The sequence below is a fragment of the Paenibacillus sp. ACRRX genome, from assembly GCF_022346885.1.
GTDB lineage: Bacteria > Bacillota > Bacilli > Paenibacillales > Paenibacillaceae > Paenibacillus_B.
This window is the reverse complement of record NZ_JAKRNK010000001.1, coordinates 1,275,803-1,287,759: the sequence shown is the minus strand read 5'-3', so window position 1 is coordinate 1,287,759 and position 11,957 is coordinate 1,275,803. Positions and strand designations below refer to the sequence as shown.

Annotated in this window: 10 protein-coding genes; 3 read left to right on the top strand and 7 right to left on the bottom strand. The window is 44.0% G+C overall.

Going from position 1 to position 11,957, the window contains the following annotated elements; genetic code table 11:
• Positions 1-72: 72 nt before the first annotated feature.
• From MH117_RS05820 to MH117_RS05800, 5 genes are all read right to left on the bottom strand, one after another.
• Positions 73-2,238, bottom strand: coding sequence for a glycoside hydrolase family 3 N-terminal domain-containing protein (locus tag MH117_RS05820; protein ID WP_239327685.1), 2,166 nt, complete (start codon positions 2,236-2,238; stop codon positions 73-75).
• 346 nt (positions 2,239-2,584) lie between these two features.
• Positions 2,585-4,180, bottom strand: a complete 1,596-nt coding sequence (locus tag MH117_RS05815) for a type 2 periplasmic-binding domain-containing protein (protein WP_239327684.1) — start codon at positions 4,178-4,180, stop codon at positions 2,585-2,587.
• 55 nt (positions 4,181-4,235) lie between these two features.
• Positions 4,236-5,135, bottom strand: a complete 900-nt coding sequence (locus MH117_RS05810; protein WP_239327683.1) for a carbohydrate ABC transporter permease — start codon at positions 5,133-5,135, stop codon at positions 4,236-4,238.
• A gap of 16 nt (positions 5,136-5,151) precedes the next feature.
• Entirely contained in the window at positions 5,152-6,114 is a 963-nt protein-coding gene (locus MH117_RS05805; protein ID WP_239327682.1) for an ABC transporter permease, read from the bottom strand.
• Complete coding sequence (locus MH117_RS05800) at positions 6,111-6,851, bottom strand: alpha/beta hydrolase (protein ID WP_239327681.1); 741 nt, start codon at positions 6,849-6,851, stop codon at positions 6,111-6,113. Before MH117_RS05800 ends, MH117_RS05805 begins: the two co-directional genes overlap by 4 nt.
• 472 nt (positions 6,852-7,323) lie before the next feature.
• On the opposite strand from MH117_RS05800, the gene MH117_RS05795 reads away from it, so the two are divergent.
• Together MH117_RS05795 and MH117_RS05790 are read left to right on the top strand one after the other, a co-directional pair.
• Positions 7,324-8,235: a serine hydrolase domain-containing protein gene (locus MH117_RS05795; RefSeq protein ID WP_239327680.1), complete on the top strand. Its 912-nt coding sequence runs from the start codon at positions 7,324-7,326 to the stop codon at positions 8,233-8,235.
• 90 nt (positions 8,236-8,325) lie between these two features.
• Positions 8,326-8,655, top strand: a complete 330-nt coding sequence (locus MH117_RS05790; RefSeq protein ID WP_239327679.1) for a hypothetical protein — start codon at positions 8,326-8,328, stop codon at positions 8,653-8,655.
• 172 nt (positions 8,656-8,827) lie between these two features.
• Here MH117_RS05790 and MH117_RS05785 read toward each other — a convergent pair whose 3' ends face one another.
• Both MH117_RS05785 and MH117_RS05780 read right to left on the bottom strand, forming a co-directional pair.
• Positions 8,828-10,009: a hypothetical protein gene (locus MH117_RS05785; RefSeq protein WP_239327678.1), complete on the bottom strand. Its 1,182-nt coding sequence runs from the start codon at positions 10,007-10,009 to the stop codon at positions 8,828-8,830.
• A gap of 186 nt (positions 10,010-10,195) precedes the next feature.
• Positions 10,196-10,912, bottom strand: a complete 717-nt coding sequence (locus MH117_RS05780; protein WP_239327677.1) for a YiiX/YebB-like N1pC/P60 family cysteine hydrolase — start codon at positions 10,910-10,912, stop codon at positions 10,196-10,198.
• 805 nt (positions 10,913-11,717) lie between these two features.
• Here MH117_RS05780 and MH117_RS05775 point away from each other — a divergent pair.
• The gene (locus tag MH117_RS05775) at positions 11,718-11,840 is read left to right on the top strand and encodes a sporulation protein YjcZ (protein ID WP_481857230.1); all 123 of its coding nucleotides are present in this window, start codon (positions 11,718-11,720) and stop codon (positions 11,838-11,840) included.
• Positions 11,841-11,957 lie beyond the last annotated feature (117 nt).

The window sequence follows — 11,957 nt, the reverse complement described above, 5'->3', positions numbered from 1 at the left end:
ATATAATTGCATGGTTTTTACAATTGAGCGCCCCACTGTATTACGAGCGCTTATGCTGTTCGATGATCCGAATCAGACAAGCGTAAACGAACTCATCAGTGCGTCACGGCTGTTAGCGCCAACATACACGTGGAATGTGCCTGGATCACTTGTAAAACGCAGATCAGAATGGTGATATCGCAACTGATCTTCCGTCAGTTGGAACGTTACAACACGACTTTCGCCAGGTGCAAGTTCAAGCTGCTCATATCCTTTTAATTCACGTAGTGGACGAACAACTTCACCAGTTACATCGCGAACATAAAGTTGAACGGTTTCCACTCCAGCAGCTAAGCCGGTATTCGTTACTTTTACACTGATAGAAAGTGGTTGGTTTACGGTCATCTCCTTATTGGAGAATGATAGCTCGCTATACGCAAACGTTGTGTAGGACAGACCAAATCCGAATGGCAGCAGCGGCTCGTTTGCGCTATCGATATACTTCGATACATATCGTTCCTCCAGCTTTAACGGATCAAGCGGACGACCTGTATTAAAGTGGTTGTAATAAACTGGCACCTGTCCTACGGATTGTGGGAACGACATCGTCAACCGTCCGGACGGATTCACATGGCCAAGCAAAATATCTGCTACAACAGCACCGCCTTCGCTGCCTGGGTACCATGCTTCAAGCACCGCATCTACCTCATCAATCACCCCGTGCAGATCAAGCGGACGGCCATTAAAGATAACGGCAGCCATCGGTTTGCCTAAAGTTTTTAGCTGCTTGATCAATTCCAGTTGTGCGGCTGGTAGATGGATATCTGTTCGGGAGCCGCCCTCACCACTCATCGCTGAATCCTCACCGAGTGCAAGTACGATGACGTCTGCAGTTTGTGCAGCTTCAAGTGCAATCGACACATGCTCCGTAGAAATTTGGTTCAGGCTGCATCCAGCTGCAATCCGAAGTGATCCCTCCTGCATTCGTTCTGCCAATGCAGTGCTTAGCTTCGTCGCATCCTCTTTGAGGCCAACACAAGACCACCAGCCCAAAATGTCATCACTGTCTGCAAATGGTCCAATCAAGGCCACCTTGGTATCTGGCTGCAGGGGAAGGACGTGATCATTTTTGAGCAATACGCATGACTTCGCCGCGAGGTCATAAGAAGCTTGTCGATGCTCCTCACAGAAGAGCACTTCATTCTCACGTTCAGGGTCTGCCCCACGGAACGGATTGTCGAACAGGCCGAGCTTTTCCTTCAGCTGTAGAATCCGCAGCACCGCTTCATCTATAAGCGCTTCCTCAATCTGCCCACTCTGTACCAACTCTGGCAGGTGACGCACATAACAAGGAGTCATCATTTCAATATCAATGCCTGCACGCATCGCACGGTATGCTGCCTCACAATCGTCTGCAGCCGCGCCATGTGCGATCATCTCCCGAATGGAGGCCCAGTCCGAAATAATGACACCTTCAAAGCCCCACTCATCACGCAGGATGCCTCTCATCAACTTCTCATTCCCCGTAGCCGGGATGCCGTCAACCGTGTTAAAGGACGACATTACCATCTCACAGCCTTCGTCCAATGCCGCTTTATACGCAGGTAAATAATACTCTCGCAGTTGTCTTTCAGACATATCGACCGTGTTATATTCGCGACCACCTTCAGGTGCCCCATAAGCAGCAAAGTGCTTTACGCACGCAGCCATATGATCCGTGTTCTCCTTTAATTCATCCTGCCCCTGATAGCCGCGTACAAATGCCCGTGCAAATAAGCTATTTAGATAGGGGTCTTCGCCTGTCGTCTCCATCACACGTCCCCAACGTGGATCTCGCACGAGGTCCACCATCGGTGCAAATGTCACATGGATACCGGATACAGCAGATTCTTTCGCGGCGATCGCAGCGCTTTTCTCTGCAAGCTGTATGTCCCAAGAGCAGCCAATGGCAAGCGGAATTGGAAAGATCGTCTTAAAGCCATGTACAACGTCTGCCATAAACATCAACGGAATACCTAATCTACTTTTCTCTAGATAATTCTGCTGTACATTGATAATGGCTTTCGCACCTGACAATCCAAGAACAGATCCGCTGGCTGAAACCATTTGTTCTGTAATTCCCATTTCCTCCATCGGACCAGTCACTTGGCCTTCACTTCCAGCACCCTCATGTAGATGAGCCGTAAGCTGCAATAGCTGCGCCACTTTCTCTTCCAAAGTCATTTGTTGTAACAAAGCCGTTAATTGCTGGTTATTCATGTTATTTCCTCCACTGCTGTATTTGTAGAACAAGTAAATATTCGAGTTGAAAACGGGATGAAGTACATCTGTCTTCTCCTTTCTCAGGAACTTGCACAATGCCCATCGCAGCCTTCCAATTTCTGATCTCTACTGATTTACAAAATTACAGTAGAATACCTTCGGACAGACGTTGTGCAACTACCTCAATCAGAAGCTTGGCATACCTCACATTACTTGCCTAGCGGTTTGCTGCTTTGAAGAGAAGAACCCGGCTGCATCTAATGATGCTGAGTACACCGGGTTCAATAGACTTGGACCGTTGGCATAAGCCTTTGGCCAGCTCGACTTGTAATTTAGTGGCGAATTACTTTAGATTATTTAATTCGTCCAATACCGGTTGTACAAGCGACTGCTTGCTGTCAACCCATTTCTTCCAGTTCGCTTCTAGATCTCCACTTTGCAAAATCAGGTTCGTATACTCTTTTTCATAGTCAAAAGTAGCCTGATTTTTCACTTTAGAATCATACAATTGCACGGTCCAATCGTATTCAGCCAATCTGCCGCCTTCTTTGCCAAGTTTTGCTTTCTCCTTGAAGTGAAGAACTGCTCTGTCACGGTATTCCTTTTTAATAGCCGGGTTGATCATGCTGAAGTCATCACCCAACAGGTAAAGTCCTTCAAAGCGAGCTGGGTAAAGATCATCCAACGTTTTGCCTTTCGGCAGCAAGCTTACGAGTTCTTTATTATCGTCGTATTTCCAGTCCTTGCCTTCGAATCCCATGTTCAGCAGCATTTGTCCATCTTTGGAAGTGGAATAATCCAATAAATCCATGACACGTTCGAATTTCTCTGTGCTGATGTTAGGCGAGAAGATCAATGCTGACCAGAAGTTAGCTTGTTCTAGGTTGCGATATTTTCCATCTTCACCTAACACAATTGCTGTCTGAACGACCTCGTCACTCTCGATGTTCAAGTTCTTTTTCATGTTGGTGTCTACATCTGTTCGGAATGAAGCTAATCCCCCAACACTGGTCACCGCAGCAGCGCCTTTTACACGGAAGTTATCGTTGCCTTCATTGTTTTTCCAAGTGTAGAACTCAGGATTAAGCAGGCCTTCTTTGTAAGATTCCTGCATCAGCTTTAAGCCGGTAAGTGTCTCTGGATCTGCAGGTCCCCAGTGATATTTTCCATCATCACCCTTATAGAAAGCCGATTCCACTTTGGCATGTTCACTGTTTGGCATGATGATATTCGTCAACGCATCAGCTGCATTGTAAGAGATCGGCACTAATTTAGAACCCACTTTTCCAGGATCTTTTTCTTTCACCAATTTGGCAAATGTCATCAGTTCTTTTGTCGTATAAACGTCTTTTAATTCAAAGCCTACTGCTTTCGCCCAGTCCTTGCGCAGAGCGATAACTCCGATCTGATTCGTCAGCGGATCAGCCGGTTTATTATCGTAATACACCGGACGTGGCAAGAGATATGTGCCGCCTTTCATTTCTTCCAATTTGTCGCCTAACCCTGTCAATTTGTATGCAGCAGCGACATTTGGCCAGCGCTCTTTCCAATCATCAGGAAACTTGTAGAACAAGCCTTGATCAATATAGTTCATTGCATCGCCATGAATATAATTCCAGGTTGCTACATCAGGCAAGTCTCCTGAGTTAATCCACAGGCGAAGCTTCTCCCCCCAAGAGTCCCATTCCACAAAGTTGTAATCCCAATCGAGATTGAATTTATCCATCCAGAATTTGTGAAACTCATTGTCCAACTGGCCATCTTTAAGCTGAAGCGTACTTGCAACGGAAATTTTCAACTTATCTTTGTAAGCTCCGTTGCTGTCTTTCTCATTTCCACCCTGCGCTTCTTGCTTTGAACATGCTGTCGCCATCAGCATGACCACACACATTGTGATGGCCAGAACTGATTTCCATGACAATTTTTTACTTGTTTCCATGTTTTTGCGCCCCTTGTTGATTAGATTTTTGTTACAAAAACCTATATCGCATTAATCAGGTTTTAATAGCCCCTGTTAATACCCCTTTAGCGAAATGCTTTTGAAGCATTGGGAAGAAGCACATAATCGGTACCATGGTCACAAAGACCGCAGCCATCTTCATCCCCGTTGAGAATCCTTGCTTGCCAACCGAATCTACACTGGCGGCGTTCGAAGCGTTGGTGGACGATTCGACAATAATGGCTCGTAAGACATTCTGAAGCGGAAGCTGATCTGCTTTGCGCAGGAAGATCATGGCATCATACCAACTGTTCCAATACGCGACGCCGTAGAACAACGTAATCGTGGCCATAATAGGCGCAGCTAACGGCAAAACAACTGTCAGCATAATTCTCCATTCTCCAGCCCCATCTAGTCGGGCAGATTCCATCAATGATTCCGGCAAGCTCTGGAAGTAATTCATCATCAGAATCATGTTAAATGCGCTAAAGCTGCCAGCAAATATAACAGACCACAACGTACCTGTAAGATGCATCGATTTCATAACTAGATAAAGCGGTACAATACCGCCGTTAAAAATCATCGTAAAGAGGACTAAGAAGAAAATGATCTTCTTTCCTGGAAACTTCGCTCTGCTTAGTCCATACGCCATACTGCTCGTCAAGAATAAACTTAATGGCAGACCTACAATAAGCAGCTTAAACGTGTTCCAGTATCCAACCAATATACTACCGTCCGCAAACAGCGCTTTATAGGAAGCAAGTGTCGGATTTTTCGGGAACAGCATCAATGGATTGTCGGCATATTCTTTCTGCGTCGAGAATGAGATCATGATGACGTTCCAGAACGGAATCAGAATCATTAAGCCCACAACCAACAACACAACAAATATTAAATAGTCAAGGGCCGTCATCTTGCCTTTGCGAAACCCAGACCGTTTTCCTTTTTTACTCATCTCTTGCGCCCCTTTCTTATCGGAATAGACCGTCTCCGCCCATCATCTTAGCAACCCTATCAGCAAGCAGCAGCAGCGCCATATTTACAAGCGAACGGAATAAGCTCACCGCAGTTGAGAATGAGAAATCGGTTGCAGATTGGAACGTAATCCGATAAATGTACACATCCAATACTTCCGACACATTCTTAGTTGCTGCATTTGCCAAGTTAAAGATCTGATCAAAGCCCGACGACATCAATCCACCAACCGACAAAATAAACATAATCGTCACTGTAGGCAAAATGTTAGGCAGTGTAATGCGGAACATTTGCTGCATGCGAGAAGCACCATCAATCTCAGCTGATTCGTATTGGTCCTGATCAATGCCCGAGATAGCGGCTAAATAAATGATGGCACCCCATCCCGTTGATTTCCATATATCTGTAAAAATGATCATCGGTACAAACATACTTTCGGAGCCCAGGAAATTAATCGTTGGCAATCCAAGCATCGTCAACGTGCTGTTTAGAAGCCCGTCATAAGCAAGTACATTTATGACAACCCCTGATACGATTATCCAGGATAAGAAGTGCGGAAACGTAAGCACAGTCTGGAACCATTTCTTTGCCCGCCGCATTCGCAGTTCGTTAAGCATCAGCGCTAACAGAATGGGGAACGGGAACTGAATCACCAGCTTAACAATGTTGATATATAACGTTCTCCATAAGGAATCAAGAAACGCCGGATCACGAAATACATACTTGAAGTTTTCCAATCCGACCCAAGGACTTCCCCAGATGCCTAGATTCGCTTTGTACTCTTTAAAAGCCAGTGACAAGCCTCCCATAGGCAGATAAGCAAACAGCACTAACCAAATTAATCCGGGAAGCAGCAACGTGTAGACCATACGATGTTTCCACATCTCAATGAAAAGTGACCCTAATTTAGAACGTCCCTTACCATTTCTCCCCGGCCCCTCTAAAGCAGCAGATTTCAAAACGCATCTCCCCTCTCTATCTCTGTGTTACGGTCAAACAAAAAATCAAATGTGGTCTTTAAGTGCTTCTCCCAGAACAGCCAATCATGGCCTCCAGGGCCTTCCACATAATTGAAATCAAATGCCTTATCCGTCATGTAAGCGGCGAAATCGCGATTCATGTCTATAAACGGATCACTTGATCCACAGCAGCACAGGAGCGATGGAAGTGGATGTCTATCACTTTTTTGCCCAGCCGCCAATGCGTATAAATCCTGATCATGAGATATCGTTAACTCTCGCCCAAATATAGCCTGCATTTCTTTCACCATGCCCTGCGGCATCTCAGGATCTCGGAGTCGCCTTTTAATATCCGTCACTCCTGATAACGACACTGCTTTGGCATAACGCTTCGGATACGTAAGGGCACATTTCAAAGCACCATACCCGCCCATGGATAATCCGGCGACATATGTCCTTTCCGGATCAGAGTTCAGATGAAGCAGTTGCCCACACAATTCGGGCAGCTCCTCTGTAATAAACTGAAAGTAATTTAATCCATACATCATATCCGTATAGTAACTTCGATTAGCTTCCGGCATTATGACCGTACAACCGTACTGCTGTGCATACATTTCAATAGTCGTCAATCGCTGCCAAGTACTTGCATTGTCACCAGCGCCGTGCAGCAGATAAAGCGTGCTGCTTGATGGATGGCGTGACTCTAAGGGATAGACGACATGGATGCTTGTTGACATGCATAACGTATTTGAACCTGTTTCTATCGTTATATGCGCCATATGTAATCCCTTTCATTTTACTTAATTTAAAATCGCCGGCTTCTGTTGCAATCCCCTATATTTGTATATGTTGGCGTGCTCGTCAGCCGCTGTAGATACCGCCTTCTGCTCACGAAAAAAAAGATAAAAACATATCTTTCAGACATGAAAGCGATTTATTCGAATCGTTTCGACTAAATCATAGTTCCAGATGTGGGCCGCTGTCAATATCTTTTTTATTAACCAGGAAAGAATATGATTTTTATTACGTTGTTTTTTCTATTTAATTGTTATTTAAACCATTTATTAATAGTTTTAAGCAAATGAAAGCGCTTGCTATTATTTCGTTGACACTCTAGCAGGAGAGTTGTAAGATGGCTACATATCCAGATAACCACTTTAGTAAAAACGTTTCTATTACATAAAATGAAGTAAGAAAGAAGAAGAAATCATGACGAATATATTAACTGGCTTTGTGAATCGTATAACCGCTGAGCAGTTGCAAGTTCTCTCCGTTCGAATGCTGACGCAAGGCACTTTGTGCGCAAAATGGGATTTAACAGCAGATGTCCGACGATTACAGCATTCGGTCAGTAAATCATTTACTTCAATGGCTGTTGGTCTGGCAATTGAGGAGGGCAAGCTCACGCTTGACACGAGATTAGGAGAATTCCTCCGTGCTCCTTCTTCACCTTATATGGAGAACGACTCTCCCCTTCATCCCTACCAACTTACGCTGCGTGACCTGCTCCGCATGTCTTCTGGACATGATGTCCCCCCGCTACGGGCTGAGGAGAGAGCATACTTAACCGAAAAGGACTGGGTCAAATATTACTTGTCACAGCCGCTGGACAGACCTGCAGGTGAGCAATTTACTTACAGCAGCGGTGATACGTTTATGATTTCAGCGTTGGTGCAGGCTGCTGTCGGTGAATCGGTGCAGTCTTATTTAACGCCGCGTTTATTTGAGCCACTGGGGATTCAGGATGTGTCCTGGGAAACATCCCCCCTTGGCATTACACTGGGCTGTGCTGGACTGAAGATTAGTACGGAGGAACTGGGTCGATTTGGCCAGCTTCTTTTGCAGAATGGCACTTGGGAAGGGCAGCAGCTCGTGCCTGCACATTGGATACAGCAAGCATCCGCTAAACAGATTGAAAATAAAGGGAGTGTCGATTGGAGCTTAGGTTACGGTTATCAATTTTGGAGGTGTCTACACGGGGCTTATCGAGCAGACGGAGCGCATGGGCAATTCTGTATCATCCTTCCTGATTACGAAGCCGTCATAGCTATTAATAGTGAGGAAGATCGCATGCAGGACATACTAGACGCCGTTTGGAGAGAGATTTTGCCGTTATTGTAATTGACGATCCCCATTCGTCCAAACCGTATGCACCCTATCATCATACACATGTATAGTAGAGCACTTTACTCGAAAAGAGGTGATCGTAACATGCATTCAATACCTGTCGTAGAAGCCAACATTCGTTCTTATATCGGAAAAACAATTTGGGCAGTCCAACAAGACGGAACTTGTATTTACGGGACAGTAACCGATGTTCGAGACGGCAAGTTATATTTCAGAGATAGCTTTAAAGGTGCCCAAACCGTACCTACAGGGCGAACCAAGGCTAAGGCTAGACTCTCTCAACTCCGTGACAAAGCGTCTGTTTCTTCGTTTTTTCCATGCTGCGGATTTGGAGGCGGGGGATTTATTATATCTCTAGCCTTTATTGCCCTCTTATTTGCATGCCCCTTCTTCGGATTCCCGTTTCTCATCTAACTCCACATATCCACTTTGTTAACCAGATCCCCTCAGGTATTGATCGTAATGCTAACATCCCCCAAATCCTATCCTCTTTCTGCATGCTGGATGTTACGCTCAATGCTCAGTCATGTCTGAGGGGAAATCATGATGCAGGGTTGGTTGGACATCAAGTCTGCATGTGCACCCATTAGAGATTCAGTATTTTAAAATCGTATAAAAACATGGTATTTTGTCCTAGCTGCTTGCTCAAATCTGGAAGGTTAACCGTCTTTATAATATCGCCTTGCAGGTTATATTGTTCAATCTGATGTTGTGAGGTATTAGAATTAAAGCGGTAGAAATATAAGTAATCTTGATAGAAATATACCATTTCATCTTGTAGTTGAGACTCACGCGTATAATCTTTGAGATGGAATTTAAGTTCTAAACGTTTCCCGGTCAGATTATAAGCGTATACATCGCCATATCCGTCAACGAAATAGACATCTCTCCCTTTGACATAGATACTCTCTTTGTTAAAAAAGTAATAATGTGTGTTGCTGCCGTCATATTGCAGCAGCGAGTACTTTTGAACAGCAGACTTATTTTTCTTGTCTATCTGCATAAGATTTAGCTGAACTTTGTCCTCCAATAAATCTGCATAAATGCCCAGCATGTTAGGACCATCTGCTATTAGTTTAGTGAACATGAACCGGCCGTCCACTTTACTTCGTTCCAGAAAAGATCTCTCTGATTTGACCCGTTCCCCTTGAATAGACATTTTGTTGAAAGATTTAATACTTGAATCTCCTGCATCCGATGAGATAAAGTAGACGTCTGCTCCATCGTCCCCCGACACTTCAATATAATCATTCAGATCTTGACAATAATGATTGGATTCATTGCCCCATCGCATTGTAGAAATGTAGTGCTGTCGATCATCGCTGAAGCGTCCATTAAATAATGCATAATACATATTGTTGACGTTTATCCGCCCTGAAGACTGTCCATATCCTGCGTACACCTTACACGCATCCTCATAAGACGCTGACGTAGTAGACTTTGTATCTTGAATCGCTAGCAGCTGCTTTTTTTGATGCAATAGTAAGCTGCTCTCGAAAGGGATAAGCGAATTTAATTCTAACCCGCGATAAGGGAGTGTAAGTAGTGCGCCTTGCTGATCAATGAGAAACACATAACTTAATCCGTCCCCTAACTTCTCGTGCGGCAAGTCAGTCGAATAATAGAGGGCTGCTAACGGGTTACCTCTGTACTCTGGCGTTGTAGTCAACGGTGCACTGCCGCATCCACCCATCGTACCAACAATAGCTGCACAGAGGACAATACAGGCAACAAATCTGACAAGCTTACAACTATACATAAATCTCATGTGGTTACTCCTGTTCACGATTTTAGGGATGATAACTATACACACTGTAAAAAGAGGGTAAAAGGAATCTAAAATAGTGTGGTCTGTGTGGTTATGCTCGAGGTACAGATTGAGGTATTGGGTAGTAATAAGGTTCAGACTCACGCCCAAACCTTATTACCAGTCTTTAATGTTTAATACGAATGACTAATATGTTTTAAGCGTGCTTACTTTATTTGAATCACGAATATCAACTGGGTAAACCCCCCAACCACCGTCTTGATCGATGTCAATGTTGGCTTTTTCCTTGAATGCGCACCAGACTAGCTGCGAACAATTAAAGGATTTGCCTGTACAGGAGCGATTGTTGAAGAAATTAAGGTTGTAAGAGCCGCCTAATTTGCCATTGGCCCAGTCTGCAGCGAGCTCATCTTGCGCTTTGGTCGTGACATTGACAGCTTGAATTCGGGCACCGCTGGCCACATTTCTACTGGAAACGCTTACTTTCCGTACTCCACCATCAATGTGTGATTCTACGATTTCGCTATTAGAGTAATAGAAGCCGACATGTCCATGCGGTATACCAAGTGTGGATGCTGGCTGAAAGAAAAAAGTGCCTTTTCGACTTGGATCAAGTGGATAATTGCCGCCGCTTCCACCGCCTGCTGACAATGTATTTACTTGTCCGGATTGCTTCGATACTAATTCTTTATAAATTTGTTCAGATACTTGTTTTTCGCTCAATCGAGTTTCTTTCGTCATCTGAACAATACTTTTCTTCAACTCCTGCTTCGTTAAGCCGTTACCATGGAGAGAAATGATTTGATCCAACAGTTTGTCGTTTGAACTAGCACCAGCCTGCACAGGCATTGCCATCAGCAGCAGTGTGCACAACGCAAGGAACCAAAACTTCTTCATCTTCATTATTCATTCCTCTCAAGTAGAGTTTATACAAACTCAGAAATCTTCTGGCCAGATAAATTTCTACTTGTAGACTATGTCATCAAAAATGCAGTGTCAACCCATTTAATATAATTTTAACAAACAAGAGCTCACACATCTTGACACAGATTTTTAATTGATAGACTCTCTTTTATTCAGATTACTGAGCATCTCCCCGAATCAGAGATAATCGGTGATATATGGTTATTTAGCCCTACACACTTGTCCAGGTGACGTGTAAACTGTCGATTCAACACGCATTAAGCGAATTATTTACAAACAGCGGCGACAACATCTTCCACTTTCACGATTGCTCCTAATAGACCTGAAGGCTTATTTCTTGATTTGTCATATCGCAGCATACACGTTCTTATTCCTTTGCAAAAGGTAAACCTTTTATCTAACAATATCCGTTCACATTTTTTCTTTAGCTCCATTGTTATATACAGATAAGGAAAAATCCCGCATCTGAGATCATGTTCAAATTTAGATCGAATGGTTAACTGACTACCGTTATAGCCTGGATACGATTTGATATGATGCTTATCTCTGCTGGCGTTCATGAAGCGGGAATTATGCAGCATATTCATTCGAGGCTTAACAATATGCACTGACGTCTGTGAATAGTCGCATCTCCCTTTAAGTAAATCCATTCGGATAGAGAATAGACGTAGCTTGACTGAATAAAAGTGATTTTTTGCTAAATACTATCCATTCGTCCAATCATCATTCAAGTCACCTACATACAATTGTACGGTAACGAAACGAATTCAATCAAGAGAGGTGGATGTCTGTGTCTGAGGTTCGTGGTTTTGGCGGTGCATGTGGTGGAGGTTTTACAAGTGTTGGTGTCATTCTTGTATTGTTTATCTTGCTTGTAATTATTAGCAGATCGATATGTGGCTACTAAGTATTCGCTGACCCTCCTGTGATACGGTAATTAATACCCCCCCCTCACCATCAATACCGTGGTCAGGGGGGATTTATTACCTCTTTGTCGGGCACAACTGACAATCACACAAATGTA

Coding starts and splice junctions, on each gene's coding strand:
- MH117_RS05785 (WP_239327678.1), bottom strand. CDS start 10,009: ATGAGATTTATGTATAGTTGTAAGCTTGTCAGATTTGTTGCCTGTATT.
- MH117_RS05795 (WP_239327680.1), top strand. CDS start 7,324: ATGACGAATATATTAACTGGCTTTGTGAATCGTATAACCGCTGAGCAG.
- MH117_RS05815 (WP_239327684.1), bottom strand. CDS start 4,180: ATGGAAACAAGTAAAAAATTGTCATGGAAATCAGTTCTGGCCATCACA.
- MH117_RS05800 (WP_239327681.1), bottom strand. CDS start 6,851: ATGTCAACAAGCATCCATGTCGTCTATCCCTTAGAGTCACGCCATCCA.
- MH117_RS05820 (WP_239327685.1), bottom strand. CDS start 2,238: ATGAATAACCAGCAATTAACGGCTTTGTTACAACAAATGACTTTGGAA.
- MH117_RS05810 (WP_239327683.1), bottom strand. CDS start 5,135: ATGAGTAAAAAAGGAAAACGGTCTGGGTTTCGCAAAGGCAAGATGACG.
- MH117_RS05775 (WP_481857230.1), top strand. CDS start 11,718: ATGTCTGTGTCTGAGGTTCGTGGTTTTGGCGGTGCATGTGGTGGAGGT.
- MH117_RS05780 (WP_239327677.1), bottom strand. CDS start 10,912: ATGAAGATGAAGAAGTTTTGGTTCCTTGCGTTGTGCACACTGCTGCTG.
- MH117_RS05790 (WP_239327679.1), top strand. CDS start 8,326: ATGCATTCAATACCTGTCGTAGAAGCCAACATTCGTTCTTATATCGGA.